Annotated in this window: 21 protein-coding genes; 10 read left to right on the top strand and 11 right to left on the bottom strand. The window is 69.6% G+C overall.

Annotated elements, in window-relative coordinates:
- Positions 1-3 precede the first annotated feature (3 nt).
- Positions 4-1,650: a KGGVGR-motif variant AAA ATPase gene (locus ABD256_RS39960; protein WP_344430885.1), complete on the bottom strand. Its 1,647-nt coding sequence runs from the start codon at positions 1,648-1,650 to the stop codon at positions 4-6.
- Between the two features lie 3 nt (positions 1,651-1,653).
- Positions 1,654-2,247, bottom strand: coding sequence for a TIR domain-containing protein (locus ABD256_RS39955; RefSeq protein ID WP_344430883.1), 594 nt, complete (start codon positions 2,245-2,247; stop codon positions 1,654-1,656).
- Between the two features lie 256 nt (positions 2,248-2,503).
- Between ABD256_RS39955 and ABD256_RS39950 the strand changes: the two genes are divergently transcribed.
- Positions 2,504-3,493 (top strand): SEFIR domain-containing protein, encoded by a 990-nt coding sequence (locus tag ABD256_RS39950; RefSeq protein WP_344430881.1) that lies wholly within the window; start codon positions 2,504-2,506, stop codon positions 3,491-3,493.
- Positions 3,494-3,502: 9 nt separating this feature from the next.
- Here ABD256_RS39950 and ABD256_RS39945 read toward each other — a convergent pair whose 3' ends face one another.
- From ABD256_RS39945 to ABD256_RS39930, 4 genes are read right to left on the bottom strand one after another with little or no spacing between them, the layout of a single operon-like run.
- Positions 3,503-5,428, bottom strand: coding sequence for a hypothetical protein (locus ABD256_RS39945; RefSeq protein WP_344430879.1), 1,926 nt, complete (start codon positions 5,426-5,428; stop codon positions 3,503-3,505).
- A gap of 34 nt (positions 5,429-5,462) precedes the next feature.
- Positions 5,463-6,668 (bottom strand): hypothetical protein, encoded by a 1,206-nt coding sequence (locus ABD256_RS39940; protein WP_344430877.1) that lies wholly within the window; start codon positions 6,666-6,668, stop codon positions 5,463-5,465.
- Positions 6,665-9,436 (bottom strand): DEAD/DEAH box helicase, encoded by a 2,772-nt coding sequence (locus ABD256_RS39935; protein ID WP_344430876.1) that lies wholly within the window; start codon positions 9,434-9,436, stop codon positions 6,665-6,667. The genes ABD256_RS39940 and ABD256_RS39935 overlap by 4 nt, the downstream gene beginning before the upstream one ends.
- Before the next feature lie 23 nt (positions 9,437-9,459).
- Positions 9,460-10,851, bottom strand: a complete 1,392-nt coding sequence (locus ABD256_RS39930; RefSeq protein WP_344430874.1) for an SEFIR domain-containing protein — start codon at positions 10,849-10,851, stop codon at positions 9,460-9,462.
- A 205-nt stretch (positions 10,852-11,056) separates the two neighbouring features.
- Here ABD256_RS39930 and ABD256_RS39925 point away from each other — a divergent pair, with 205 nt between their 5' ends.
- Positions 11,057-12,268, top strand: coding sequence for a toll/interleukin-1 receptor domain-containing protein (locus ABD256_RS39925; protein ID WP_344430872.1), 1,212 nt, complete (start codon positions 11,057-11,059; stop codon positions 12,266-12,268).
- Between the two features lie 9 nt (positions 12,269-12,277).
- Here the strand turns inward: ABD256_RS39925 and ABD256_RS39920 are convergent, their stop codons facing one another.
- Positions 12,278-13,060, bottom strand: a complete 783-nt coding sequence (locus ABD256_RS39920) for a hypothetical protein (protein WP_344430870.1) — start codon at positions 13,058-13,060, stop codon at positions 12,278-12,280.
- 436 nt (positions 13,061-13,496) lie between these two features.
- On the opposite strand from ABD256_RS39920, the gene ABD256_RS39915 reads away from it, so the two are divergent.
- The gene (locus ABD256_RS39915; RefSeq protein ID WP_344430868.1) at positions 13,497-13,655 is read left to right on the top strand and encodes a hypothetical protein; all 159 of its coding nucleotides are present in this window, start codon (positions 13,497-13,499) and stop codon (positions 13,653-13,655) included.
- A 201-nt stretch (positions 13,656-13,856) separates the two neighbouring features.
- The gene (locus ABD256_RS39910) at positions 13,857-16,106 is read left to right on the top strand and encodes an ATP-binding protein (protein WP_344430866.1); all 2,250 of its coding nucleotides are present in this window, start codon (positions 13,857-13,859) and stop codon (positions 16,104-16,106) included.
- Here the strand turns inward: ABD256_RS39910 and ABD256_RS39905 are convergent.
- Together ABD256_RS39905 and ABD256_RS39900 are read right to left on the bottom strand one after the other, a co-directional pair.
- Complete coding sequence (locus ABD256_RS39905; RefSeq protein ID WP_344430864.1) at positions 16,103-16,573, bottom strand: hypothetical protein; 471 nt, start codon at positions 16,571-16,573, stop codon at positions 16,103-16,105. The genes ABD256_RS39910 and ABD256_RS39905 overlap by 4 nt on opposite strands.
- 83 nt (positions 16,574-16,656) lie before the next feature.
- Positions 16,657-17,313: a maleylpyruvate isomerase N-terminal domain-containing protein gene (locus tag ABD256_RS39900; protein ID WP_344430862.1), complete on the bottom strand. Its 657-nt coding sequence runs from the start codon at positions 17,311-17,313 to the stop codon at positions 16,657-16,659.
- A gap of 728 nt (positions 17,314-18,041) precedes the next feature.
- Here ABD256_RS39900 and ABD256_RS39895 point away from each other — a divergent pair.
- From ABD256_RS39895 to ABD256_RS39885, 3 genes are read left to right on the top strand one after another with little or no spacing between them, the layout of a single operon-like run.
- A complete protein-coding gene (locus ABD256_RS39895) occupies positions 18,042-18,875 on the top strand; it encodes a S1 family peptidase (protein ID WP_344430858.1) in 834 nt (277 codons plus the stop codon).
- Between the two features lie 26 nt (positions 18,876-18,901).
- The gene (locus tag ABD256_RS39890; RefSeq protein WP_344430856.1) at positions 18,902-19,060 is read left to right on the top strand and encodes a hypothetical protein; all 159 of its coding nucleotides are present in this window, start codon (positions 18,902-18,904) and stop codon (positions 19,058-19,060) included.
- A gap of 2 nt (positions 19,061-19,062) precedes the next feature.
- Positions 19,063-22,095, top strand: coding sequence for a type 2 lanthipeptide synthetase LanM family protein (locus ABD256_RS39885; protein WP_344430854.1), 3,033 nt, complete (start codon positions 19,063-19,065; stop codon positions 22,093-22,095).
- Positions 22,096-22,241: 146 nt separating this feature from the next.
- On the opposite strand, the gene ABD256_RS39880 is transcribed toward ABD256_RS39885, so the two are convergent.
- Positions 22,242-23,294 carry a medium chain dehydrogenase/reductase family protein gene (locus ABD256_RS39880; protein ID WP_344430852.1) on the bottom strand — a complete coding sequence of 351 codons (1,053 nt, stop codon included), beginning with the start codon at positions 23,292-23,294 and terminating at the stop codon, positions 22,242-22,244.
- Positions 23,295-23,396: 102 nt separating this feature from the next.
- Here ABD256_RS39880 and ABD256_RS39875 point away from each other — a divergent pair, with 102 nt between their 5' ends.
- From ABD256_RS39875 to ABD256_RS39865, 3 genes are all read left to right on the top strand, one after another.
- Positions 23,397-24,032: a TetR/AcrR family transcriptional regulator gene (locus ABD256_RS39875; RefSeq protein ID WP_344430850.1), complete on the top strand. Its 636-nt coding sequence runs from the start codon at positions 23,397-23,399 to the stop codon at positions 24,030-24,032.
- A 140-nt stretch (positions 24,033-24,172) separates the two neighbouring features.
- Complete coding sequence (locus ABD256_RS39870; RefSeq protein ID WP_344430848.1) at positions 24,173-24,727, top strand: hypothetical protein; 555 nt, start codon at positions 24,173-24,175, stop codon at positions 24,725-24,727.
- Complete coding sequence (locus ABD256_RS39865) at positions 24,724-25,821, top strand: MAB_1171c family putative transporter (protein ID WP_344430846.1); 1,098 nt, start codon at positions 24,724-24,726, stop codon at positions 25,819-25,821. The genes ABD256_RS39870 and ABD256_RS39865 overlap by 4 nt, the downstream gene beginning before the upstream one ends.
- Before the next feature lie 48 nt (positions 25,822-25,869).
- Here ABD256_RS39865 and ABD256_RS39860 read toward each other — a convergent pair whose 3' ends face one another.
- Entirely contained in the window at positions 25,870-26,448 is a 579-nt protein-coding gene (locus tag ABD256_RS39860) for a superoxide dismutase (protein ID WP_425546599.1), read from the bottom strand.
- Positions 26,449-26,878 lie beyond the last annotated feature (430 nt).

Here is a 26,878-nt window from a genome sequence, read left to right as displayed (position 1 = left end):
GGACTACTCGCGGAGAAACCTGCTGAACTCGTGGCGGCTGCCGTCCGGGCCCTTGGCCCGCACCTCGAGCACTTGCCTCGCCTGCTCGAGCGTCGCCTTGACGGCCGATGGCACGGGCGTGCGCCGGCCATCCCCTGCCGACTCGGCGCGGGGCCTGATCGCCAGCGCCAGGTCAGCGGTGAGCTCCCGCGTTCTCACCGCGTCGCCCGCTCCGGCCACGACGACGAGTGCGCGAACGGTCTCGTCCACGAGCTCCCACAGCAGCGGGCGCAGCCACGCGCCGGCGGCCAGCCGCACCACGTCGGCCGGATCGACCTCACCGGCGTCGACGAGCGAGACGTCGCCGTTGAGCTGGTCCACCAGCCCGCGCGCCACCTCGACCGGCCCCTGCGACGGGCCGAGCCGGAGGTACCGCAGGTTGCCGAGGTAGCCGGGCAACGCGTTCGGCTCGGCGTCGGCGGTGAGCACGGGGATGACCCTGCGGTCCTGGCCGAGCGTGCGGTGCAGGAACAGCTCGACCTCCGCGGACTGCCACCGGCTGACCTTCCGATCGACGATGAGGCACAAATGCCGGGCGTCGTCTTCGGCGTTGTCGAGGAAAGACCGGTCACCGGACATCGACTTGCGAACCCGCACACCGCGTTCCGCCAGATCGGCGATGAGCGCGTCCGCGAAGTCCAATGTGGACCTAGTCGTGCTCACCCTGACGTCGTGGGTGAAGGCGTGCTTGGCCGTCCTCGCCGAAGCGACATACGCGTCACGGTTCTCCGCCAGCAAGTCCGTGCGATCGAAATGTCGCGACACGACCGCCGCAACGGTCTCCAGTGCGAAGCCGATCTGATCCGCACCGGGACTGGACTCGGACTGGACCGGCAACTGCTCGCCGAAGCTCCAGTAGGAAACGTAGGGCAGGGTCAGGTGCCGGGACATCACCTCGGGCGGGACCTTGTGGTCGAGCCAGTTGTGAAACAGGCCCTGGGTTTCGTCGACGCAGATGCTCCGCCACTGCTCCGACCGGTCGTACTCCTCGCGGGTGTCGAACCGGGACAGCACGGGCAGCACCGCGAGCTGCGGCCGATCGAACGGCAGGCGGTCACGGGCCTCATTGGCACGCCTGGCGATCTCGACGGCACCCCGCATGCTCTGCATGTTGGCCGTGAACAGGACGACGAGGCTGTCCGGCAGGTGCGCGGTGCAGATACCGCCGATATCGGAGATCCCGGTGCGGCTGTCGAGGAGGACGTAGTCGTAGTCGGCCGTCCACCGGTCGCGACACCGTTCGAGGTAGTCACCAAAGCCGTTGTCGTACAAGGCTTCCCAGTCGACTTCCTGGACTCGGCGGACGTAGTCCGGCTCGTCCCTGCCCGCCGCGATGAAGTCGAGTGCGCCGACACGGGCCAGCCGGGTGACGTGTGCGGTGGGGTGTACCCGGCCACCGAGGAAGTCGTCGACCAGGTCCACCACCCCGCCCGCGGGCGGGGCTTCCAGCATCGGCCGGAAGTAGTCGTGCAGGCCGGGCGCCTCCAGATCCCAGTCCACGCACAGCACCCGATGGCCCCAGCGCGCCAACAGGACGGCGATGTTCGCCAGCGTGAAGCTCCGCCCCACACCGCCTTTGTAGGAGTAGAAGGTGACCACTGTTCCCGGCATCGGTCAGAACCTCGGCAATTCGGACGGGCGGGGCGCGCCGGGGGCGGGCATGTCCACCGGCCAGTCCGGCCGCCATTCCGGCGCCCGTTCGATCAGCACCTCCAGCTCTTCGGCGATCCGCGCCACCTCGTGGTGGAAGTCGAGGTACGCCGGTGACGCCATGAAGTGCTCGTACGGGGCGTTCCAGGTCTTGAGATCCTGCATGCGGCGTTCGTGCGCGTACGCCGGGAAGTTCCTCGAGTCGCAGAAGATCACGGGATAGATCAGTGTCCGCGATTCCTCCGGCGAAGCGGTCCTGACGAGCTCCTCCCGCCGCGCCATGGAATGCCATTCGGCGAGGCACCACTCGCTGAGGAAGTACTTCGGCGAGCAGACGGGAACCAGGATCCTGGCCCGCTGCAGGGCTCTCCGCACCTCGAGCGGCCATCGAGCGCCGCCGTGGAGGTTTTCGTCGAAGAAGATGCTCACCTCGCGATCGAGGTGATCGTCGAGCAGCTCCCGCAGCCGCGGGTAGAAATGGGTGCGCACCCAGGCAGGCACGAGATTGCCCTCGCGTTGATAGCTGATGAACACGTCGTACTCGTACACGCGTGTCATCGCCCCTTCGTGCCCGTCGTTCAGGAGCGCTGATCGTAAGTCGGTGGCACGAGCCGGAAACAGACACGAAACCTGACAAAAACGGGACATTATCCGGACACCCGGACATGTCCGGACCAGAAGATGACTTCGCCGGAAAACCCTTGACAGCACGGCGAAATCGACAAGAGTGGGGCAATCGGGTGACGCGCATCGCCCTGATTCGACCGGTCGCCGACAATATTCGTTTCGACACCGCTCTTCCCCGGGGGCCCCGATGCCAGATCACGAAGCACCACGGGTGTTCGTCACCTACGCCCGCGATTCGCCCGAGCATCAGAAGCTCGTGCAGCGGTTCGCCGAGTTCCTGCGTACCCGGATGGGACTCGACATGCGCTTCGACCAGTGGTACGAGAACAAGCGCCGCGACTGGTCGCTGTGGGCGCTCGAGCACTTGACGGCCGCGGAGTTCATCCTGGTCATCGCGTCCCCCGAGTACCGGCGACGTGCCGACGGCGCAGCGCTCCCCGGCGAGGGACGCAGGGCGCAGTTCGAGGCGGCGATGCTCCGCGACGACCTGGTCGAGGATCTGCACCGCGCGACCGAACGCATCCTCCCGGTCATCCTGCCTGGGCAAACGATCGAGGGGATCCCCGGTTTCCTCAACGCCCATTCCACCACGAGCTTCCGCATCGACGCGTTCACCGAAGGCGGTGTATCGGAGTTGATGGCGGCGATCACCGGACGCGGGCGGTTTCCCCTTCCGGAACGCGGTCCATGGACCGGCACCACCGGTGCGACCGGTGCGGCGGCAAACGGGTCGGTGCTGCTGGCCAACGGCCTCCCCTGGCTGGCCAGCAGCACCGAGATCAGATCGGGCCGCGCGCGGATCGACGGCGTGCAGTACGCCGACAGCGTGCTGGTGCGGCCCTCGGGCACCGCGGAAATCGTGAGCTTCGTCGAGATCGACCTCGGCGCCGCCTACCGGCGGATGACCTCGGTCGTGGGGGTGCTGGACGACGCCGCCGAGCCGTTCCAGATCGGGCACTTCCGGGTGCGCCTCGACGGGCGCCCGCGATCCGAATACCGTGCGGCGCTCGGCAAACCGCGGCTGGTGGACGTGGACGTCACGGGCGCACTGAAGCTGCGGCTGGAGATGTACCGGCCCGGCACCCGCACCTCGCCCGGGGGCACGAGGCCGACCGGAACCGGCGTCCGGTCCAGCAACCTGCCCGAACTGGCATGGGGCGATCCGGCCCTCTCCTGAGTGCGCCGATCACGCGCAGCCGATGACGGTCAGGTCGTCCCAGAACGCGGTGACGGTCCGCCGTGTGCTGTGCAGGAGGTTGTCGAGGAGCGCGAGGCTGAGGGTATCCCTCGTCACCCGACCGGCCACGACGTCGGCACGCGCCTGATCGTGGGAAGCACGCAACAGGTGGGGCTGGACGATCACGACCCTGGTCCGGTCGGTCGCCACCCTGGCCGCCAACTGCTGGGCGAACTCGGCACTCGTGCTCCGCTGTCCGGCATGCCAGGCCGCGGCTCGCGATGCCCGCGGACGGCCGAGCCGCTCTTCCAGGTTCTCCGTGCCGAGCAAGCGGACGTTCTTCTCGGCCTGGCTGACCACCTCCTCGAACGGGGTGACCGCGATCCGGCGGCCAGGACCGGCGTTCGCCGCCGCCTTCACGTGGATCGCGGTCAGCGTCCCGTCGTCGGTCAGGTGGAGGTAGTCCGCGACCTCGCCGGCGCCGTCGTCGCAGAGCAGCCAGTCGGAGCCGAAGCGCTGTACCCCCCAGGCGAACAGCGAGTCGTCCCCATCCGTCGAAATCGCATCGTGAAGGCGCAGGCCATCCCGCCGGACCGGTTTCTCCTTCGTGATCGAATAGCCGGAGAAGTCGGCGAACTCGAGGTTCGGAAACGGCTTCGAAATCGGCTTCTGCCGCACCACCTGGCTTCCGTTGAACAGGTGTCCCGATTCGTAGTACACGGTCAGCAGATCACCCTCGGCGATCACCTCCTTGACTTCGCGGGTAAACGCCTCGGCGGTGGGCGTGCCGCAATAGCCCACGTCCAAGCACACCCGTCCGGCGGATTCGGCGGGTCTGACGACCAAGGTCCCCGTCACCGCGCCGTCGCGGCCGACGTCAAGGTATGCCTTTGCGGAAGTCGGCTCGCCGCGCACCGCGATGATGGCCGAACGGAGGAATTCGGCGCGCTCATCGGATTCCTCGACGCTCTCGGGGTCCCCGCCCACCAGATCCGGCTCTGCCACCAGCGCTTCGAACGCGCCGCGCACTCGGCCGAGATCGGACTCGGGCACCGCGAGTTCGGAAAACTGCGGCTCCGGCTCCTCGCCCGAGGCAAGTGCCTTTTCGACGACGTCGAGCACCTCGCCCACCGCGGCCGCGAACATCGGGAAGTGCGAGGTCCGCTTCCACGAGATCCGGGACGCGCCGGGGGAAACCGTGACGACGTCGCGCAGCACCGCGTTCTGGTTACCGGGAAGGTAGGTGACCTTCGCCGCGGTCATCGCGTACGTGCTGTCCTCGATCGCATCGAGCGCGTCCTGGAGACGCAGGCCCCCGAGCGCCTTGCTGTCCGACTTGGTGGTGCGACGGCGGTGCACCCCGCGCACCCACAGCATCCTGCCGTCGCCCCGGAACACACCGGCGAGCAGATCGGCGGGCACGAACCGGTACGGAGCGGCTTCCCGGTGAATCCACCTGCTGAACTTCGCGTCACTGGTGAAACCGGAGTAGACGGCGACGAGCCGGTCCCGCCGAACGGCGACCGACATCTGGTGGACCACGTCCACGAAACCGGCGTCCCGTTCCGCCCATTCGGGCACTCGCGTCACCTCGCGGACGAGGCTGTGGATCTCGTCGACCCCGAACTCGTCCATCCGCCCGACCTCGTCGAGGACTTCATCCGCACGTGACACGATTTCGGCGCGGACGCGGATCCCGTCCGCACGCCCCGGATCGCCCGCGTTCTTGCGCAGGAAGCGCCGCAGCGTTTCGAACGCCCGCGCGGGCTCGTCGTCCGTGCATTCCAGCAGAACCACGGACACGTACGGTTTCAGGTCCACGAGGTGCAACGAAGGGAACGCGGAGTCCTGGTTCTGGTTCTTCATAACACCGGAAATGTAGACCCGGCACGCGAAGTCCGCCATGGACAGTGCGAAGCGTTCGTTGTTGTCCACGAATTGTCCAGTGGACGGCTCCGGTCCGGTCCGGCTACCCGTCCCGCAAGTCCGAAAACCGCTTCGCCAACTCGGCCCAGCCACCCTCGGAGGCCATTTTCTGCACCGATTTCGTGTCCGCGGTGAAACCGAGCTGTCGTGCGACGCGATCGACGCGCACCTCGACGTCGGCGGCGGTCGCACGAAGGTGACCGGTCAGGTACGCGTCCAGTCGCGTGAGCAACGCGCGTCTTCTGGTTTCCTCGTCGTCGCAGGCGATGCGGAGGAGGCAGGAACTCAGCACGGCGAACGAGCCGAGCATGCTCAGCGGCACCGAACCGGCCGGTTCGACCACGTCGGCGGTCAAGGTGACCTGCCAGCCGCCGTGTGCGAGCCGTTCCGGCTGGAAGCGTCCGAGGTCTTTCCCGCGGAGCCAGGCGCTGACATGCCGTTCCTGGACGTCCGGTCGTGCCGCGAGTTCCTCGCGGTCCAGCACGCCGCGGATTTCGGGGCTCCGTTCGCACAGTTCGCTCAGATCCGGGTCGGCCAGGTCTCCTGCCTGGCTGTACGCGAGGTGCCGGACCTGCCGTCGCCGATCGAGTGCACGCACGACGTAGAGGGGCAGGTGGACGAGTTCCTCGCCGACGCTCTGCGCCTGTTCGATCCGCGCCGGCAGGTTGTAGCGGTGGCGATCCGCGTGGCTCGCCAGCTCGGCAAGCGCCTCGCGGCGGAATCCGGTCGCGGCCCAGAGCATCTTGAAGCTCGGGTACCCGGTTGCCGCGTTGACCTCGTGCGGGCGCAGGAGCGTGACCACGCGGGCGTCGTAGTGGGGTCTGGAGAGAGGACGGGACAGGAAACCGTCGAAGTACAGCTTGCGGCGATCTTCCCGTTCGATCACGTAGCACACCTCGTCCCGCTGGGACCGGTAGCCGAGTTCGGTGAGGGACAGCCTGCCTTCGCGCACCGTGATGTGCCCGATCGCGTCCAGGAACCGCAGTGCCCTGTCGACGAGCGGGGCGTCCAGCGCGAAGAATCCGGCCAGTTCCGCCGTCGTGCCCAACCCGCCCTCCGCGATCCCGCGCTCGAGATAGCGGTCGATCAGCTCGTACGGTCTGCCTTCGGTGACCGCGGCCTTGACCTCGACCTGCCAGACCGGCAGCAGCAGCGGGAAGATCCGCGTCGGAACGAGCCCCCTGCCGAACTCCGCGTCCTCCAGCGCCCGCTGCTGCGGGAACGGCATCAGGTTCCTCCCGCCACTCACGCCGTCATTCCCTTCAACCGGGCCGCGACCTCCGCGTATCTCCGGACGTCACCGCTCTCGCGCACGTGATCGCGCAGGGAAAGAGCCAGCTCCCGGAATCGAAGATCCCCCGCGCGCAACAGCATGTCCATGTCGCCGACCAGGACAAGCTGCCGCTTGACCCTGGTGAAGGCGACGTTCGCCCGACGAAGCTCGTCGAGGAATCCGACGTTGCCGGCGCGGTTGCTCCGGGTGAAGCCGTACAGGATCACGTCGCGTTCACCACCCTGGAAGGAGTCCACGGTGCCGACATTCGCATCGATCGCGTCGGAATCGCGGATACTGGCGCGAAGCTGTTCGGAGACCAGCCTCGCCTGCGCGGCGTAGGGCACGATCAGCGCCCACTCCGCCCCTCGCCGGTGGTAGTACGACGCGAGCAGCACGAGCAAGGCCGCTTCGGCGTGGTTGACCCAGCCGCCCCGTGCCCGTTCGCCTGCCGGTGATTCGGCGCGCTCGTGTTCCGGCAGCCGCGAGGTATCGACGAAGGCCAGCGGGCTGGCGAACAACGACGGGTCGTGGGTGCGGTCGACCATCGTCTTCAACGTCCCGTCGTAGAACGTGCCCGAGATGAAGTCCGCGACGACCTTCGGCATCCGCCGCTGCTGGGTCAAGCGCACGATGTGGCTGTCCGGCAGCTCTCCGACGAGGATCTCGAGCGCGCTCTTCTCGAGCATCGTGCCGATGGCGGTGTCACCGGTTTCGCGGGCCCAGTCGGTCACCTCTCTCTTGACGACCGGGGGCAGTTGCCGATGATCACCCACCAGTACGGACCGTTTCGCGCGCACGAGCGGCACGAGCAGGTCCGGCACCCCGATCTGCCCTGCCTCGTCGACGATCGCGAGATCGAACTCCACCGCTGAGATCTCGGTGCGTGTCGCCGCACCCACGCACGTCGCCCCGACGACATCGGCGTACCGGACCAGTTCGGGATAGAGCTGCTCGACGGCGCCGGACACCTCGTCACGCCATTCCCCGAGAAGGGCCGACCTGGCCTCCAGCAGCCCCAGGCGCGGCTCCAGCAACGCGTGCAGTCGCCACAACGCGGCCAGCACGGCTGCCGGGTCCCCTTCCCACGCGATCCCCGGCAGCACGTCCACCGGTGTGAGCGCGGCGCTGATCGCCTGTACTGCCTGAGCGACACCCGTTCTGGTGCCTTCGATCTGCCGTCGCGCGTCGTCGAGGACCTGCTCCGCCGCTCGTACCTCGGGTATGTCCCGCGTCTCGGCCTCCAAAGCGCGTTCTGCGTCGGCCACCTTGGTTCGGCACCCGCGGACGGCCTCCGCCAGCCCGGCCGACTCCGCCTGCCGCACCGCGAGCCGTCGCGCCCTGGCACGCGCCGCAGCCCTTGCCACGGCATCGAAGGGTGACCACCACCTGCGGGCGCGAGCGCGTTCGTCGCGCCGAACCAGCCGGGCAAGCTTCCGGCCCTGCCGCACCCACTGTTCTTCCTGCCTCGCCAGCTCGGACCGCGACTGCGCCACCCGTTCCCGAGCGGGCCCTACCACCAGACCCCGGATCCGGTCCAGTTCCGCCCACGCACGCGCGGTCACGTCGAACGCCGACGCCAGCGCCCCGATCCGGCGACCAAGCTCCGGCACCCACTGACGAGCCAGCGGCAAGCCGGCGTAACCACCGAGCGCGCTGGTGGTACTGCCCACGATCTCGCGGCGCAGGTCCGCGGCCAGCACCTCCAGCAGAAAGGGACGGCCGTCGGGATCGATCTTGCCCTCGTTCCCGACACGGACCACGACGACCTCACGCGGCAGTTTGGCCAGCACGTTGTCCACGGCGCGGTTCGTGTGCGAGGACACGAGCACCGGCCCGTGGTCCCGCGCGAGCGCGAGCGAGCGCGCGATCCCGCTGATGGTGCGGGTCTTGCCGGTACCGGGCGGCCCCAGCACGAGCAGCATGTCCCGTACCCCGAGCGCTTTCCGGAACGCGGCGAGCTGATCCTCGTCCAGTTCGTCCCCCGGCACCTCGGACCGCAGCGGCAGGGGTTGGACCCGATGCTCCACCAGCACGGAGAGCAGCGACTCGTGGCGAGCCTGCCGCGTGCGCAAGGCTTCGACCGCCGCACGCTGCTTGGCGAACACGATGGAACTGGACGTTTCCGCCAGCTGCCCTTGCCGTGGCAGCTGTGCCCAGTCGACGGGCTGGTCGAACCGCACGACCGCTCGCTCCTCCTCGACCCGGACCACCTGGCCACGCTGACCCGGGTCACCGCAGATCCGGACATACCGGTTCCGTTCGGGGAGCCGCTCGCCCACGATGGCGAAGCCGTAGATCGCGGAAGCGCTGAACCGGCGCTCGCCGACCGGTTCGACCGCGCGGTACGGATACACCGGCAGGTCGGCGTTCTGGGGAACCTGGCGGAGCTCGAACATCGCGTGCCAGTGCGCCCGCACGAGCAGGCAGCCCTTGGCCAGCCGGTCGTGGTCGGTCAGCCGGAGCGGCTTTATCGACGCCACTGTGTAGGCGTCTCCCCGCCCGCTTGCGTACAGGCGGACGACGTAGGCGGAGGTGTACAGGAGAAGGCTGCGATCACCCCCGTTCGACGGTGCGGCAATGGTGGCCGCGACTCCCCGCGGACGCGCGTTGAAGTCCGCGACGACCTGCGTCACCCCGTTCGGCAGTACGCCGGGGAACCCCTCGTCCTGCTCGCGGAGCCTGGCATCGAGTGACCTGGCTGGCACGAGTGCGATCGGGCCGGACAGGGTGACGGAGTGCACCGGGAACTCTCCTCGGACGAATTTCAGCGCGCGCTGTCGAACACGGCTGCCAGCACGGAAACATCGGGGCGCCGTGCCGGATCGGCGGCAAGCGCGGCATCGACCGCCTCCATCGCCGAAGCGGGCAGCGCCGGTGCCAGTCCGCGCGCCGGCGGCGGTGTCGACGGCGGGGGCGGGTGGCTGGTCGCGAAGTGGTACGCGATCGCGGCGATCTGGTAGGCATCGGTCCACGGACCGACCTGCTCGCGATGACGCCGGCGCTGTTCCGGAGCCCGGTACGGCTCTGGTCCCTCCCCCGGTGCGTACGAGGTGGTGGCGAGCCCGAGGTCGCGGAGCACCAGCGCGCCTTCGTCGAGCCGGATCATCGCTGCCGGCGCGAGGCAGCGATGTACGACGTCCCGGCGGTGCAGCGCGGCGAGGTTCCGGCACAGGCCGGCGAGGCCGCGCAGGATTCCCCGGGTGCGGAGCGGGTCGACGAGTTCGCCGCGATCGGGGACGAACGACGCGAGCGTGTCACACGGCGCGCCGGTCCTGCTCGAAACCGGCCAGCCGGTCGCCAGCGTCACCACACCGTCCTCCCGGGTGAGCGCAAGCGATCGGGGTAGCCCTGTTCGCCGCCCGGCAGGCGACCTGAGCAGCTCATGCTCGCGTGCCAAGGCCGCCGCTGCCGCCACGGCCACCGGCGTGTCCTGCCGGGCTTCGAGCTGCCTCAGCCAGACCTGCTCGCGTGGCGCACCGATCGACAGCGCTCGGCCCCGGCGCAGTACCGCGGCGCCGTCCGAGGTCGTGGACTCGTCGTAGGTGTCGGCGTGAACCAGGTAATGATCGTCACCGATGACCACTTCGGCGCCAGCGCGCAGCAGCGAGCCAGTGCCCGGCAGCCTTCGCGGCGCGGCGACGAGAACCGGGTCGGCCGCGGGCGCGGGAGGGAGGAACGCACCGAGCGGCGGCATCGCGTGCGCGGTGGAGCCGTGAAATGTGCGCACGAGGTCCTTGACCCCGTCAAGGGTGAACTCGTGCACCACGTAATGCGTGGCCGCGTAGGCGGACAGCACGTGCGGTATGTCGTCGACGGACCCACCGGGAAGCACCACGGGCAGGATGCGGTGCGTCGCGTTCGGCAGGTTCCGGCCGAGGTTGTTGTGCAGCATCGCGGTATCGAGCATTCCGGTCGTACGCCCGTACCCCGGTGATGCGACGACCAGGATGAAATCGGCCCGCTCGAACTGATCGCTCGCCCACGCGACCCAATCCCGCCTGCCATCGGCGTACCACTGGTCGAAGCGGGCGTCGACGCCCGCTTCGGTGCGCAGGAAAGCGGCGAACCCACGAACCAGCGACGCGTGTTCATCCGACTCGCGGGCGTACGAAACGTACACCCGCGGCCGCCTGACGGCGCCATCCGGATTCGGCACGATCGTCGTCCTTTCGGCGAACAAAAGATGATCAACGACGGCACGCACGGTGCCATGCGTCGTATCGCATCCGCAGAAGAACCCATGAAATGTCCTTGTTTTGTCCGCTTTTCGCCCGCCACCACGACAAATGGCCGGATACCGGCGTTGCTATCGTTCGTCGCCAGAACGACGCCGTTACCACGACCGGACTACGAGGGCCCCGATGTCATTCCAGGAAAGCCAGCCGGACCGGCTCCCCGGCGGCAACCCGACGGTCTTCGTCTCCTACACCCACGACGACGAACAGCACCGAAGGGCCGTGCGCGAGTTCGCGTCGTTCCTGCAGGACAACGGTGTCGATGTCGTACTCGACCAGTGGGCGGAGGACCACCGGAAGGACTGGCAAGCGTGGGCCCAGAAAGGCATGACCGAGTCGGACTACGTAATCGTGGTCGCGTCGGACGGCTATCGGCGGATGGGCGACGGAAACGGCCCCAATGACCGGAACCTCGGCGGGCAGTCGGAGGCCGCCCTGCTGCGCGATCTCCTGCAGGGAGACCGGCGGGCTTGGACGCCGAAGATTCTGCCGGTGCTCCTGCCAGGACAAGGCATCGAAGGAATCCCGCTCTTCCTCCAGCCCCACGCCGCGGATCGGTACGCGGTCGACGCGTTCACGCCGGCCGGTGCCGAAGACCTGATCCGTACCGTCACCCGCCAGCCGCGGCACGTCCGCCCGCCACTGGGCCGCACTCTCGTGCTCCCACCCGAGTCGGGGCCGGGCGCCAGGACCGAAGCCACGTGGACCACTCTTCCCGAAGCGATTCCGGTGCACTGGCTGCCCGATCTGGTTCCCGGTCACCGGCATCGGCTCCAGCCTGCGGTCGAGCTGCACCTCGTCCCCGTCGAACCGACCGCACGCCTCGGCATCCGCCAGCTCGAAACCGTTCGCGGCGAACTGGCCTCCGCCGGACGGTCACGACGGCTGTTCTCGCCGTCGGAAGGGCTGACCGTCGAGTCGTCCGACCAAGCGGTCTGGGCTTACGCATCGAGTCCGGCGACGGTGGGCAGCGGGCTCGCGGTGCATCGTTCCGGCCAGCGCACCTGCTGGTTCCCCGCCACCCAGGCCACACTCGGATGGCTCCTCGACCGGAATGACCTGACCGAGCAGCTCACCGACCACCTCGGGCTGCTGGCCGATCTCGAAATCCCCTTGCCCGGCAAGTTCGCGCCCACGATCGGGATGGCTCCGACCGGCTCGGTTCGGGTGGGTGACCTGAGTGACGCCGCCGCGACCACTGCCTCGTTTCCGGTCGGACAGCCACAGCAGGTGCGGTTCGACGCCGACGAAGCCGTCGCCGTCGCGGATCTGCGCGGCTCCGCTCGGAGCATCGCCGAGGAACTCGCCGCACGCCTCACGACCGCGTTGGCGGGGTGAGGCGCTCGGTCAGGTCGCTCGCCAGCGCACGCCGTAGGCGAAGCCCGGCGCCAGCTGCCGGAAGTCGACGTGCACCTCACCGGATTCGTCCGGTGACAAGGCCGGGCCCCGCGCGGCGGGGTTTCGCGCGTCGTCCTGGAACACCTTGTCCAGCAACACGATATCCGCGGGCGACGGCCGCGCGAACCGGACGTGCAGCTCGAAGTGCTCGACGGGGTGGCGCGGGACGCACACGTAGTGCGGGTACCGCAGGGCGGCCCTGAACCGCAGCGCGATTTCATGTCGTTCCCCGCGCCGCAGCGGGGAAGGCAGGCGCAGCGCGAGCCCGACGCGGTCGCTGGACTCCATCACCCGCTCGCTCAGCGACCCACCGTGGAACACGTCGACCTGGAGATCCGTCTCGGCCACCGACCTCCGCGCGTCGGGCGTGGTCAGGGTGAGGGCCAAGTCGAGCTCGGCGATGTCGTCGGCGTCGGCGACGACCCGGCGGAACTCGAACGCCTCCGGTACCGGCTGGTCCAGCGCCAAGGTCACCCGCAGGTACTCGGTGTGCCAGCGGCGGCTGGGATGAGCCGGCTCCGCGGAGCGCTCGGCGGCGACCGCCAGCTCGGCCACCTGTTCGATGCCCTGATCGATTCGACGGCGGATCGTCCGGTCGTCTCGGTCCAGCTCCACCGCGACCCAGCGAACCCGCTCACGGTAGAACTGGTTCCTCGCCTGGTCGTGCAGGCCGAAAGCGGCGAGTACGGCGGTGCGCAGATCGTCCGGCAGCGGTGCGACAAGGCCCTGCAAACGCTCGGAAACCTTTCTCCGAATCGCCGCGGCATCCTCGCCTTCCGAAATCTCGCAGACCGCGCGCAATGCGGGCCCGACACGTTGCCCGAGCTGAGGGGCAGCAATTCCCCGTCCACGCCGGAGCTGCTTCAGCTCCCCTACCACGTCCAGCACCCTCACGTTCACCAGTCCTCCCAAGCAGGTTCACGCACGGTCGCCAATACTCCGTCAACGCGGATCACGGTGTCCAGTCGATCGCGCACGACCTCCACGATCGTTATCCCGAGGTTTCCTTTCTCGCTGATAGTGGAAACAGGAAAATCGTTGTCATCCTCGTGCCAGCGACCGCATTCTTGATGAGCCGCAACGATTCCGCGGCGAAAACACCGGAAGACCACGGCGGGGCTCGCATGCTCGAGCGCTGCTCTGCTGCGCGCTCGTCGAAGGAGGCGAAATGACGGTCACCTGTTCTTTTTCCTTGCTCCTCCGGCTGCTCGTCTGGCTGTCGGTAACAGCGTTGATCGCGGGTGTGCTGCTCGCCGGCGGCTCCGCGACGACGTCCGAGGACAAGAGCCCCTCCGTGGTCAGGACGCGCGGAGAGGAGGTGCGGTGATATGCAGACCCATGTGCTCGGGCTGATCGTGACCCTGCTGACCCTCGCCTGCGGCTGAGGCAGCGCATGTGGCGAAACCGCACGTCGTACCCCCGTGAGCCGGCCGAATCCCATGAGCCGGCCGGCTCACGGGCCATCGCGGGCCAGTACCGCGGCACGTTCAGCACGGCCATACTGGTCATCCGACGACGATGGGGGCTGATGAGCGAACGAGCTACCTTCGGCGCCGAGCTACGGCGTCGCCGCGTCGCGGCCGGCCACACCTTGGCCTGGCTGGCCGAGCGAACGCACTACAGCAAGGGCTACCTGAGCAAGGTCGAGACCGGGCTGGCGACACCGAACCCGGCGCTGGCCACGCTGTGCGAAACAGAACTGGGCATACCGGGCACCCTGGTGGCTTTCCTGCCCCACGGACCGAAACGCCGCCGTACGCGACCCGATATCCGCCCGTCCGGGCTTCCCTCCGCCACGGCCGATTTCACCGGCCGAAGCGCCGAGATGCAGCGTGTCCGCCGCGCCCTGCAAGCCGACAGCGGTGTCTGCGTGGTGTCGGGCATGGGTGGTGTCGGCAAGACCGCGCTGGCTGTCCGCTGCGCTCACCGGCTGGAAGCCGGGTTCGCCGACGGCTGTCTCTTCGTGGATCTGCGCGGGTACGACCCCGAGGAGCACACGGCCGGTCCTGCCGCCGTGCACGACCGCCTGCTGCGGGTGCTCGGCGTCCCGGCCGAGCTGATCCCGGCGGACCCTGACGACCGCGCCGCCCTGTACCGGTCCCGGCTTCGCGGGCGCAGCGTGCTCCTGGTGCTGGACAACGCGGTCAGCGCGGCGCAGGTGCGACCGCTCCTGCCCGCCGAGCCGAAATGCCGGGTGTTGATCACCAGCAGATCGAGGCTGACCACGATTGACGACGCCTGCCACGTCTCGCTCGACGTACTGCCCGCACCCGCTGCCGTCGAACTGTTCACCGCCCTCACCGGGCTCCCGCCGGGGGATGGTGTCGCACGAGTGGCCGAACGCTGCGGCAGGCTTCCGCTGGCGATCCGGATCGCGGCAGCGCGGCTGCGAGCCCACCCCGCCTGGCACCTCGGCGAGTTGGAGCGGCGGCTCGGCGCCGAAGCCACCCGGCTCGGCGAACTCGATGACGGCGAACGCACTCTGTCCGCGGCGTTCCTGCTCTCCGTACGACAGCTCACCGCCACTGAGTCCCGGCTCTTCGGGCTGCTCGCCCTGCATCCCGGCGACGACTTCGATGTCCACATCGCGAGCGCAGTGGGTGGGCTCTCCCTGCGCGAAGCCGACCGAACGCTGGAACGGCTCCATGACACCTATCTGCTCGCGCAACCCGACGTGGCGCGTTACCAGTTCCACGACCTGCTGCGAACGTTCGCCCGCGAGGAAGTGCTCACCGGCACGGCAGAGCGGGATCGTGCAACGGCCTTCCGCAGGCTCGCCGGTTTCGCCGTGCGAAGCACCGCCAGCGCCGACCGTCTGCTCACGCCACAGCGGTTTCAGCCCTCGATCGAATTCGAACCAGACGTCCCTGAACAGGTCAGGCTGGACGATGACGAAATGGCCCTCGCCTGGTTCCAGACCGAGTGGCCGAACCTGGTGGCGTTGTGCCGTGCCGCGAACGACCGCGGCGAACACGACCGGTGCTGGCAGTTGGCGTACTTCCTCCGCGGCTTCTTCTTCACGAGCAAGCTGTGGGACGCATGGATCGCAACCAACCGGTGGGCGCGCGAATCCGCCGCCGCACTCGACAACCGGTGGGCGCTCGCGACCGTGACGGCCAATCTCGGGGTCGCGATGGTCGACCAGGGCAACCTCGACGAAGCCGCCGACTGCTATCGCGAAGCACTCGGTCTGTACCGTGATCTCGGCGACGGCCACGGCGAAAGCACCATGCTGGCGCACCGCGCCTGGGTGGCCCACTACCGGGGCCACCACGCCGAAGCGCTGCACGATCTGCGTCTTGCTCGCGTCTGCTACGAGCGAACCGGCAACCGCCGCAACGCCGCCATCACCAACCGCGGCATCGCGCTCGTCATGACCGCGCTCGGACAACCCGGCGAAGCCGCCGTCCTCGCCACCGAAATCCTGCCGCTCTTCGACGAACTCGGACTCCCGCTCGACGCCGCCATGACGCAGAACTGCCTCGGCTGGGCGTGGTTCCGGGCAGGGCGCGAGGATCTCGCCACCACCGCCTACCAGGACGCGGCCACCCGAGCCGAGGCATGTGGAAGCGCCTACGAAACAGCGCGCGCCTACACCGGTCTCGGCAACCTCGCTGCCGCGCGCGGCGAACGCGACGCGGCCGCCGAACTTTGGGCGCGCGCCGACGAAACTCACCCCGTCCTCGATCCGATCATCGTCGGGGAAACCCGGGAGAGGTTCGCCCGCAGGCAAGCCAATGGGGCGGCAACGATTGCTGCGGAGGACTTTCCGCGCTAGGAAATCCGAACGTCCACTGTGGAATAGTTGTCGGCGGGGTTCTCGGTGGGGTCGCGGTAGAAGCCGAGCGTGCCGAACTCGACCCGAGCGGAAACGGGAACGGCCGCGGACAGGTCGACCTCGGCCGGGGTGACCACGTCACCAGGGGCGAGTGTGCCTTCGGTGGCGCAGATCAGCGAGGGCCACTCGTCGAGGTGGCAGGTCCATCCCGGTGCCGGGCGCGCGGTGGCGGTGAGGCCCGCCGGGATCGGGGCGGTGATCGAACTGCCCTCCTTCGGCACGTTCCCGACGTTGGAGTAGGTGAGGGTGACGGTACCGGCCTTGCCCGCTGGAACCTCCACTGTGGACGGTGCGGCGGTCAGTCTGACGTCGGCGCGGCGTTCCGCACCGGCCGCCGTGCCCGCCGTCGCCGCGCACACGCCACCCACGAGCATCGTGCTGAGCAGGACCGAACTGATCCGGCGCATGGTTCCTCCACTCCGTCGTGGCACCCCCGGCGAGTGCCGCTCCGCACCGTCCACGCACGACTCCCCTGCCGCGTTGCCACCGATCATCCGAGTACCAGCGGGAGCTTCGCGGCCAGGTCGCCGAGATCGGCCTTCTCCGCGTCGGTCGGGGGGCGCCTGCCGGTGCCGATCAGCAGCACGTCGGAGTCGGAGAACGATGCCGGGAACGCGGCGCCCGCGATCTTTTCCACCATTTCGCGCGTCTTGGCGAGCCCCTCGGCGGGCGGTCCGGCCGCTTCGGGGAGGTGCGCGATCAGGTCGAGGTGGTGCAACGTCCATTCCAGGACGTACGCGGAGAGGTAGTCGCCGACGGTCAGGACCTGGTCCTGCGTGCTGACGCGCACGCCGGGGTCCGCGAGATCGGCGGCGCGCCCGGCGGCCGAGCCGACGTCGTCGAGGTGGAACTTCAGCAGCCCCGGCTCCTCGTACGCGGCGGCCAACCGGACGATCAGCGCGTCGAGCGGGTCGTCACCGGTCGGCGGCGTCGTGGCGACGGCCCAGTAGGTGATCGCGTCGCGGGTCGGTTCGGCCTCGGCGGGGGTCACGAGGGTGATCAGCACGTCCTGCGCGTCGATGACCAGGTGGCACACCAGGTCCCGGACGAGCCAGCCGGTGCAGCCGGACGGCCGCGCGAAGTCCTCGTCGTGGAGATCGGCGACCGCCGTGCGCAGCGCCGTCCACGAGCGCGAGAAGAGATCCATTCCAGCAACGTAGTGCGGCGCGGGAACGACGCACAAGCGGGCCCGAACGATCGCGCCGCGCACCTCGTCGTACCCGGCTGACCGAACTGCCGGTGCTGCCCGGTGGCGCGTCCGTACCTCGAACCTGACACGACCGGGCAGATCACCGTGCGAGCGTTGCCGCGAACCAGGCGAACTTCGCCAGGTCCGCCACCTTGGTGTCCACTAAGGACAGACTCGGCCGGGATTCGCCGAGACCTTTCCTGGGCAGTGGAGCCGCAAGATGTGAACGGGAACGGCCTACGCCGGCGCCATCGCCGAGCAACGACCGGAGGCCCCATGACATCCGAAGCTCCCGGGCTCGCCGTGGCACGTCGAGCGGCCCGGTTTCCACCACCTCGGCTGGTGGACCGACTTCCTCGACGCGCTGGAGCAGGACTGGACCGCGGCAGGCGCCCTCCCCTACTTCGACGGACGCGAGCGCGGCCGCCGCTTCCTCTGCGCCGACGCCCCGCCTCCGGTGCCCGGTTGGAAGCGGTCGACGCACGGCAGCGCGACGAGTTCCCGCGGCGATGGGCGCGGTGACGGCCGCTTCCCCTCGCTGCCAGGAATCCCCGCGAGCGACCGGGCGCGGTACCCCGTTCGCCCGCAGTGGCCTCGTCCATTTTGCGGATTTCCTCCCCAACCAGGGCCTCTTGCTGGCAGGATGATCGCGTCGACACACCTTCACTGGGGAAGGAATACCTGGAGTGACACCACGTGTCTGGCGACGTGCCTTGGCCGTCGCCTTCGTGTTCGTCAGCAGCACCGCGGTCGCGGTGCCCGCGCAGGCGATCATCAACGGCAAACCCACGAACGAGGCCTACTCGTTCGTGGTCTCCATCCAACGCGAGTACAAGGGCGATCCGAACGCGCAGTACTGCGGGGGCTCCCTCGTAGGCCCGAACTGGGTCTTGACGGCCGCGCACTGCGTGACGAAACCGGGCGCCAACGGCGCGCCCTACACCCCGATCGACCCCGCCACCTACCGCGTACGGGTCGGTTCGAACGACCGCACCACCGGCGGCTCGACGGCGAACGTCGCCGAGATCAAGCCCATCCCCGGTTACGTCAACAGCGCGGACCGCAACAACGGCATGGACATCGCGCTGCTGCGGCTCGATCACGCGGTGCCGCAGCAGCCCATCTCCCTCGCCACCCAGATGCCCGCAACGGGGACGGTCGTCCGCCAGATCGGCTGGGGCTTCACCGATGTCAACCAGCACACCCCCGACCAGCTTCCCGTGCGGCTGAGCAGGCTCGACTCGCCGGTGGTGCCGCCGACGAGCCCGCAGTGCGTGAGCGACCCGGTCGCGGGCGACGCCTACGGCATCCGGAAAGGCGACTTCTGCACGGACTACCCCGACGACGTGTCGGGTTCGTGCGGCGGTGACTCCGGCTCGCCGGTGCTGCAGGGCAGCCTCGGCCGGTACCAGCTCGCCGGGGTGGTCAGCAGGGGTCCCGGCGACATCTGCGGCCAGACCCCGGACATCGACACCAGCGTCGCGTACTACCGGAAATGGCTCGCCGGCGTGGTGGGCTGATTCCGTCAATCCTGGGAGGAAACCGAATGCTGACCGAAATCGCCGACCCGATCGGCCGGATCGAACTCACCGACCTTGACCTGGAGGAGACCGCGGCAACCGCCGACCTGGCGGCGCTCACGGGCGCCGCGTGCACGGTGAACTCGGTGTTCGCGCCGGAGTGCAGCAGCCAGGTGATTTGCTGACCTTGAACTGGTCACCGGCGCTGTCCCTGCCCGAACGCAGGGCAGCGCCGGTGACCGCGGACGACAACACCCGCGAACGCGGCAGGCGCAGGCTTGCCGCGTGGCGGCGGGACAAGCTCGCCACCGGCGGTGTCGAGATCGACCTCACCCGGTGGGAATCCGACGAACTTCTTCTGGTGCTTGGCGAATCCGCCGAACAGCTCAGTGCCAGGCTTCCCGAGCGGCCAGAGTGGCTGGCCGTGCTCTCCGAAGCGTGGGCCCACCCGGAACCGGCCGATGTGGACGGTGTGCTCACGCTCGCCGCGCCGCTGCTCGGTCACTGCGAACGCCAGCTCCGGCGGGACCTCGGCTGGCTCGCGCCGGACCATCCCCTGTTCGCCCGCGACACCAGGCAGCTGGCCGCCATGGTCACCCCCGTGCTGGTGCGGGAAATGCACGCGGCGCGGGACCGGCTGACCGGGGAAACCCCGGAGGCCCGCTTTTCGTCCTTTGCGGACCTGTTGCGGGAGGCGGAGTTCTCGCTCGAAATCCTCTCGCGACATCCGGTGCTCGCCAGGGAACTGGTGACCGAGCTGAGCACGTGGGCGACCGTCCGCGCCGAATTCGCCGTACGGCTCCGGGACGATCTACCCGCCATCCTCCCCGGCCTGACCGCGGCCGACGTCACGGCGATCGACTTCGGCGCCGGGGACACCCACCGCGGCGGCCGAAGCGTCGCCGTGGTGACGTTCGGCGACGGACGGCGGATCGTCTACAAACCACGGGGATTGGCCACGGAGCGGCACTTCTCCGCCCTCCTGGCCTGGGCGAACGACCGAGGGCTGCGCCATCCGCTTCGCCACCTGCAGGTCTTCGACCGCGGGGAGTACGGCTGGGTGGAGTTCGCCGAGCCCGCGAGCTGCACCACCGAAGCCGAGGTCACCCGGTTCTTCTGGCGGCAGGGCGCACAACTCGCGCTCCTGCACGCCCTGCGCGCGCAGGACATGCATTCGGAGAACCTGATCGCCGCCGGCGAGCACCCGGTGTTCGTTGACCTCGAATCGGTCTTCGTACCGCCGATCCGGGCGCACAGCAAGGAAACCGTCCTCCGCATCGGCCTGCTCCCGAACCGGGTGGTCAAAGAGGACGCCGCGGGTGTCCGCGCGGTGGATATGAGCGGGATGACCGGCGCGCAGGGCGCGCCGACCCCGATGCCGCTGCCGCACTGGGTCGACGCGGGCACCGATCGGATGCGGCGCGAACGCGATCACCTGCCGATGCCCGCCACCGAAAACCGCGCGGCGCTCGGATCGTCCACAGTGGACCCGTGGCACCACAGGGCCGAGCTGCTCGCCGGGTTCACCGACGCCTACCGCCTGCTCGTCGCACACCGGGACGAGCTGCTGGCCGAAAACGGCCCCATCGCGGCGTTTTCGGGGGCCGAAGCGCGGCCGATCCTGCGCTCGTCGATGATCTACGCCCGGATCCTGCTGGAGTCATGGCACCCGGACGTGCTCGGCGACGCACTCGACCGGTCCTGCCTGTTCGAGCTGCTCGCCAAGGGCCACAAAGAGGTCACCGGCCGCGAGGAGTTGATCGCGAGCGAGATCCGGCAGCTCACCGGCCGGGACATCCCCGCGTTCACGGTCACCGTCGGCTCGCGCGACCTGTGCGACGAAACCGGTGTGCTGGTACCGGACTTCTACCCCGTTTCCGGGCTCGACGCGGTCCGCGAAGGAATCGCCGCGCTCGGCGAAGCCGACCTGACCCGGCAGCGCTGGTGCATCGAGGCATCGCTGGCCGCGCTGGCCGGTGACCGCGTCGCGCCGGGTACGCCGGTCGTGCCCCGTCCGCTGGCGCCGCCGATCGACGTGCCCACCGCGCTCGAAGCGGCCACCCTGATCGGCGACCGGCTGCTCGACACCGCGATCGCCGAAGACAGGCAGCCGAGGTGGCTCACGCTGCGCCTGGCCGCCGAGCGGCACTGGGTACTCGCGCCGACCGCGCTCGACCTGTACGACGGTGACGCCGGAATCGCCTTGTTCCTGGCCTGCCTGACCGAGTTGAGCGGGCGAAGCCGGTACCGCGAGGCCGCCGAATCGATCACCACGAGGATCGTCGACGCCACCGGCCACCTGGCGGACCAGCCGGCCGGGATGTTCGCGGAACTCGGAAGCGCCGTCTACACACTGGCCAGGCTCGGCTCGCTCTGGCGCTCGGACGCGCTGCTCGACACCGCCGCGGACCTGGTCCAGGCGATGATCGCAGGGCTCGCCGAGGACACCGAGCTGGACGTCATGTCCGGCACCGCGGGCGCGGCGCTCGCGATCTCCGTTCTGCACGCGGCCCGGCCGGATGAGCGAACGGAACTGGCTTTGCTGACCGCGGGCACCGCCCTGCTCGCCAGGGCCGAGCGGCATCCCGACGGGCTGACCGTGCCGACGATGGGCAACCGCGTACCGATGCTGGGCTATTCGCACGGCGCCTCCGGGGTCGCCGTCGCGCTGAGCAGGATCGCGCTGGCCACTGGGCAGGACCGGTTCGCCGAGGCGGCCACCTCCGTGCTCCGCTACGAACACGCCCAGTTCGACCGCGCGGCGGGCGGCTGGCCGGACCGCCGCGACAGCACACCGGAGGACGCCTTCATGAACGCGTGGTGCCACGGCGCCGCCGGGATCGGGCTGGCCAGAGGCGAACTGCTCGGCGTGCTCACCGACCCGGCGGTCGCGGAAGACCTGCGCCGGGCGGTGGCCGCCGTCCGGCGCGATCTCCTCGACGAAACCGGCACCTCGGTCACCGGGTTCGCGAACGACTCGCTCTGCCACGGAACGCTAGGGCTGGTGGAGACCATGTTGAGCGACCCGGCCAGCGCTGAAATCGCGAAACGCGTCGCGGGCACCATCGCGAATTCGGTGCTGGCAGGCGAATTCCGCTGCGCGAGCCCGTACGGCACCTGGATTCCGGGGCTGCTGAACGGCGCCGCCGGGATCGGCTACGGCCTGCTGCGCACCGCCGCCCCGGACAGGGTGCCGAGCGTGCTGGCGGCGGGCGGCTGACCTACGGCGCGCCGGGACCGACATCGGCCGGGGCGGGCGGCCGCGCCGGGGCCGCCTTGTCGTACTGGTCGCGGTCGGCCGCAGGAGCCCGTGCGCGTCCCGCACCAGCCGCGGGTCGATCGCGCGGGCCCGGCACGAATCCGCGGTCATACCCGGTGCGCGTCCGGCACGATGACGACCTTGCCCGCGACGGTGCGCGATTCGGCCAGCGCCAGCGCGGAACCGGCATCGGACAACGGGAACTCGGCGGCGATCTGCGGGGTGAGCACTCCGTCGGCCAGCAGCCGCAGGACCCGCGTGAGATCTTCGCGCAGCCGGTCCCGGAACGCGTCGAGACGCCGCTTGCCTGCCCAGAAGTTGTAGAAGCGCGCACCCTTGCCGTTGGGCAGGTAGTTCCACAACGCCAGCCGCGCGAACAGTTTCAGCACCGGCAGCCGCGAGTCGCCCTCCTCGTCCTTCGTCGCCGCGGTGCCGTAGGACACCAGCGTCCCGCCGCGCCGCAGCAGCCGCCACGACTCCACCACCGCGGCACCGCCGACGTGGTCGAACACCGCGTCCACCCCGTCCGGCGCGATCTCCCTGATCCGCCGGTACAGCTCCGGGTCCCGGTAGTCGACCGGGATCGCGCCCAGCTCGCGCACCGCCGCGTGGTGCCGCTCCGACGCGGTGCCGATCACCGTGATCCCGGTGTGTCTCGCGAGCTGCACGAGCGTGGAACCGACACCGCCGTTGGCGCCGAGCACCACGATCGTCCCGCCGGTGCGCACCCCGGCGGTCCGGTGCAGCATCTGCCATGCCGTGATCCCGTTGACCACCACGGTCTCCGCGGCGGCCGCGGACACGCCGTCCGGCACGGCCACCAGATCGGCGGCGTCCAGCAGCAGGGCACTGGCCCAGGAACCGACCTTGGTGACCGCGGCGAACCGGCGCCCGATCAGCGCGGGGTCCACGCCGGGGCCGATCGCGGTCACGATGCCGACCACGTCGTACCCGGGCACGAACGGGAACGGCGGCTGGTCGAAGTACTTGCCCCGGCGCATCTGCTGCTCGGCGAACGAAACGCCGGTCGCGTCCATGCTCAGCACGACCTGGCCCGCGGCGGGCTCCGGCAGCGCACGGGTGCGGACCCGCAGGCCGCCCGGCCCGACCTTGCCGGGCAGGACGATCTCGGTGGCGGTGGTAACGGTGGCGGTGGCCATGACGTGCTCCGATCTTCTGTGATTACGCCCGTAAGGCTACGACTGTTAGTCGACTGATCACAAGAGCTAACAGCTATAAGTTTTGCGGTGTAAGCTGACGGCATGGGCGAGCACAGGACCACGACGCGCACCCGCAACCGCCGGGGGGAAGGCGCCAAGCTGCGCGACGAAATCGTGGCGGCGGCGGTCGAGCTGCTCGACGAGACCGGCGACGAAAGCGCCATCACGCTGCGCTCCGTCGCCCGCCGCGTCGGGATCGCCGCGCCCTCGATCTACCGGCACTTCCCGGATCAGCCCGCCATCATGCTGGCCGTGGTGCAGGACGCCTTCACCGAGTTGGACGACCGGCTGCGCGCGGGCCGGGACGCCGCGGGCGAGGATCCCCGGAAGCGGCTGTTCGGCGTCTGCGACGGCTATCTGGAGTTCGCCCGCACCCATCCCGGGCGCTACCGCACCATGTTCGGCGGGCTCTGGATACCCGACCTGACCACGAGTTCCCTGACCGAGAACGACATGGCGGCACTCGGCCAGCCGACCTTGCGGCTGCTCACCGACGCCATGGCGGACTGCGTCGACGCCGGCCGCGCCACCAGCACCGACCTCGACGCCGACGCCGTCGCGTTGTGGCTCGGCCTGCACGGACTGGCCCACCAGCGCGCGGTGTCGCCGTCGTTCCCGTGGCCGCCGGACATCGCCGAACGCCTCATCACCACGCTCGCACATCTCGTCGACCGCTGAGCGCGCACCGCACGCCCGGCTCGGGGACAATGGTGAACGAGTGGAGGTGGGGTCGGGGGTGACCGGCCGGCGGCCGGGTCACTACGGTCTAGGCGATGCTTCGAAGGACGGGGCCACTCACACCGACGGCGGGGTGACTGGTGCAGGAACGCAAGCTGCGGCGCCGCTGCAGGCGGCTGCTGAACGAACTGGGCATCCACCCACCGCTCGACGTCCTCGAACTGTGCCGCAAGGTGGGGGAACAACGCGGCCGCCCGATCCGGCTGATCGCGCACCGGATCCCGGTGCCGGGGCCGTTCGGCGTGTGGATCGCCACCGGACGGGCCGACTACATCGTGTACCAGCAGGACACGAGCAAGGCCCACCAGTGCCACATCATCCTGCACGAGCTCGGCCACATGCTGGCCGGTCACGTCGCCACCGCGGAGGACGACAGCCTGGTCACCACGCTGACCCCGCCCGTCGCACCGCCGGGCGACCTGCGCGAGCAGTACCCGGACCTGGAACCCGAGTCGGTCCGGTACGCGCTGCACCGGACCTCCTACGACACCGACCACGAGCGGGAAGCGGAGACGGTGGCGACGATCATCCTGGAATGGGCGTCCGTGCTGGACCACGTCGCCCCGGAGTCCTCCGACGGGGCCACCGCGCAGCGGATCGAGACCGCGCTGGGCGAACGGCTGGGCTGGTTGTGAACTCCAACGTCGCGCTGACCGTGCTCCAGGGCGTGATCCTCTACCCCGCCCTGCTGTGGAAGATCTACCAGCTCACCCGCGCGCCGAAGGATGTGGCGCGCTGGATGGTGACCGCGTGCCTCGCCTGCTTCGCGGCCGCGTACCCGTTCGGCTTCCTGGCCGGGAACGTGAACCAGCCGGACCCCGGCCCGATCGTGCCGCTGCTGTTCCAGCACATCTTCCTGTGCGGGCTGGTCTACACCCTTGCCTGCTTCTTCCTGTTCTCGGCGCTTCCGGTCGCCGAAGCGCAGCGGCGCGCCTGGCTGGAGGCGGTGCCGCTGGGCGCCGCGATACTGGTGATGGCGGCCGTGGCGGTGTTCATGCCGGACGCCCCGCCGTCGCAGTACCCCCGCGCCGGGGTCTCGATCTTCTACCTCGCCGTCGACCTCTACCTCACCTACGGCATCGCGAGCGCGTACTTCTTCACGCGGCGCTACGCCCGCGGCGCCGGTCCGAGGCTGGCCCGCGGCCTGCGGGTGGCGTCGGTGGGATTCGCCATCTCGGCGGTCGGCGGATCGACGCTGGCCGCGGTGGTCCTGGTGCACTGGGCGGGCGCGGGCATCCCGTGGCTGCTCGTGCAGGGCACGGTCTTCCTGGTGTTCCCCGGCGCGATCCTGCTCGTCGTCGGCCTGTCGTACCCCGGTGTCGCCACCCGGCTGGCCGCCGGCCGCGTGTGGCGGCAGCACCGGCGGACCTACCACCGGCTTGGTCCGCTGTGGACACTCCTGCACGAGGCGTTCCCGGAGGACGCGCTCGGCAGGGCCCCGCTCAACCCGTGGCGGGACGCGCTGAGCCTGCGCGGCGTGCACCGCAAGTACTACCGGCGGGTGATCGAGTGCCGTGACGGCCTGGTCCGGATCAGCCCGTACCTGGCGCACCTCGGCCACGACGGTTCGCTCGCCGACCAGCTCGCCGAAGCGCTGCGCTCGCGCGCCCGCGGCGAACCGGTGCCGCCGGAGGCGATGCCCGTCGCGATGCCCGATGGGGACAGCCTGGACGACGACGTCCGCGAACTGGTCACCCTTTCCGAATCGCTGCGGACGGCCCCGGCCTGACCGGGGGCGGGATCGCGGGTGCGGTCCCCGCGATCCCGCTTGGCACGGCTAGAAGCCGACGTTCAGGCAGGCCAGCCGGGCACCGGCCATACCGGCGTGCCCCGGCTCGGTGTGGGTGTGCATTTCGTGGATGACGACCGAGTGCGCGCGCCTTTCCGCGGCGAAACCCCAATCCACTGTGGACACCGCGGATGCGGCGCCGTTCGCGTCGGTGGTGAAATCGAGCCAGATCTCGTTCTGCGGGTTGGCGTACTTCGGGTCGACCGAAGGCTGCACGGGGTCGACGACGTTCTGGTAGTGGGGGCCGGAGTCGGCGGCGGCCGCACCGCAGGGCTTGGAGTGCGCGTGAGAACCGTATTCGCGGTTGGGCAGCAGGCCCTTGACGTACAGCTTGAGCTTGGTCCGGTGCGCGTTGGTGTAACCGGAAACGGCGGCCTTCGAGCCGGCGGGGGCCAGCTTCGGGTCGTGGGTCACGGCGTTCGCGCCCGGGGTGTACGGCGCGAAAGTGCCGTGAGCGTGGATGTGGTGGCCATGCCCGTGCCCGGCGGATTGCGCCGGGGCGGCGACGGCGGCACCCGTCGTAGAGGTCAACAACAGGGCGGAAAAGACAACGGGGAGAAATCGCATGTCACCTCTTTAGCAGCAGCCCCCACCGGCGCTACCGCCATCACTCGATTGGATGCGGCGTTCCGGCGGGGGTGAATCTCTTTTCCCCGCGGCGCTTACTCCATCCGAAGGACGTGCGATCACTCGATCCGCACGCCCGCCGACCGGCTCCGAAACCTGCTAAGCGTCCGCTGAGGACCGCGCGGCTGCGCCTCCCAGCCGGGAGCGGGCGTTGCCGGACCGCGCACCAGTCGGCTGACCCGACCGGAAGTCGTGCTCGCGAGCGTCCGTCAGGCGAATCCGGTGCGTGGTGGTTCTTCGGTGTAGCTGCGGCCGTTCGGGGTGGTGACGGTGAGGGTGCCGGTGTCGTTGGTGGTGAAGGTCCAGCCCGGTTCGCCGCGCAACACGTGGTGGGCCCGGCACAGCGGCCGGAGATTCGCTTTGTCGGTGC

Source organism: Amycolatopsis minnesotensis, from assembly GCF_039529815.1.
Classification (GTDB): domain Bacteria; phylum Actinomycetota; class Actinomycetes; order Mycobacteriales; family Pseudonocardiaceae; genus Amycolatopsis; species Amycolatopsis minnesotensis.
Note: the sequence above shows the minus strand (reverse complement) of the source record. Positions and strands in the feature narration are given on the sequence as shown.

What these genes read in the sequence shown, in the direction of transcription:
- ABD256_RS39900 (WP_344430862.1), bottom strand. Translation starts at nt 17,313, where the DNA reads ATGGATCTCTTCTCGCGCTCGTGGACGGCGCTGCGCACGGCGGTCGCC.
- ABD256_RS39915 (WP_344430868.1), top strand. Translation starts at nt 13,497, where the DNA reads ATGACGGTCACCTGTTCTTTTTCCTTGCTCCTCCGGCTGCTCGTCTGG.
- ABD256_RS39905 (WP_344430864.1), bottom strand. Translation starts at nt 16,573, where the DNA reads ATGCGCCGGATCAGTTCGGTCCTGCTCAGCACGATGCTCGTGGGTGGC.
- ABD256_RS39875 (WP_344430850.1), top strand. Translation starts at nt 23,397, where the DNA reads ATGGGCGAGCACAGGACCACGACGCGCACCCGCAACCGCCGGGGGGAA.
- ABD256_RS39880 (WP_344430852.1), bottom strand. Translation starts at nt 23,294, where the DNA reads ATGGCCACCGCCACCGTTACCACCGCCACCGAGATCGTCCTGCCCGGC.
- ABD256_RS39890 (WP_344430856.1), top strand. Translation starts at nt 18,902, where the DNA reads ATGCTGACCGAAATCGCCGACCCGATCGGCCGGATCGAACTCACCGAC.
- ABD256_RS39960 (WP_344430885.1), bottom strand. Translation starts at nt 1,650, where the DNA reads ATGCCGGGAACAGTGGTCACCTTCTACTCCTACAAAGGCGGTGTGGGG.
- ABD256_RS39955 (WP_344430883.1), bottom strand. Translation starts at nt 2,247, where the DNA reads ATGACACGCGTGTACGAGTACGACGTGTTCATCAGCTATCAACGCGAG.
- ABD256_RS39925 (WP_344430872.1), top strand. Translation starts at nt 11,057, where the DNA reads ATGTCATTCCAGGAAAGCCAGCCGGACCGGCTCCCCGGCGGCAACCCG.
- ABD256_RS39950 (WP_344430881.1), top strand. Translation starts at nt 2,504, where the DNA reads ATGCCAGATCACGAAGCACCACGGGTGTTCGTCACCTACGCCCGCGAT.
- ABD256_RS39910 (WP_344430866.1), top strand. Translation starts at nt 13,857, where the DNA reads ATGAGCGAACGAGCTACCTTCGGCGCCGAGCTACGGCGTCGCCGCGTC.
- ABD256_RS39860 (WP_425546599.1), bottom strand. Translation starts at nt 26,448, where the DNA reads ATGCGATTTCTCCCCGTTGTCTTTTCCGCCCTGTTGTTGACCTCTACG.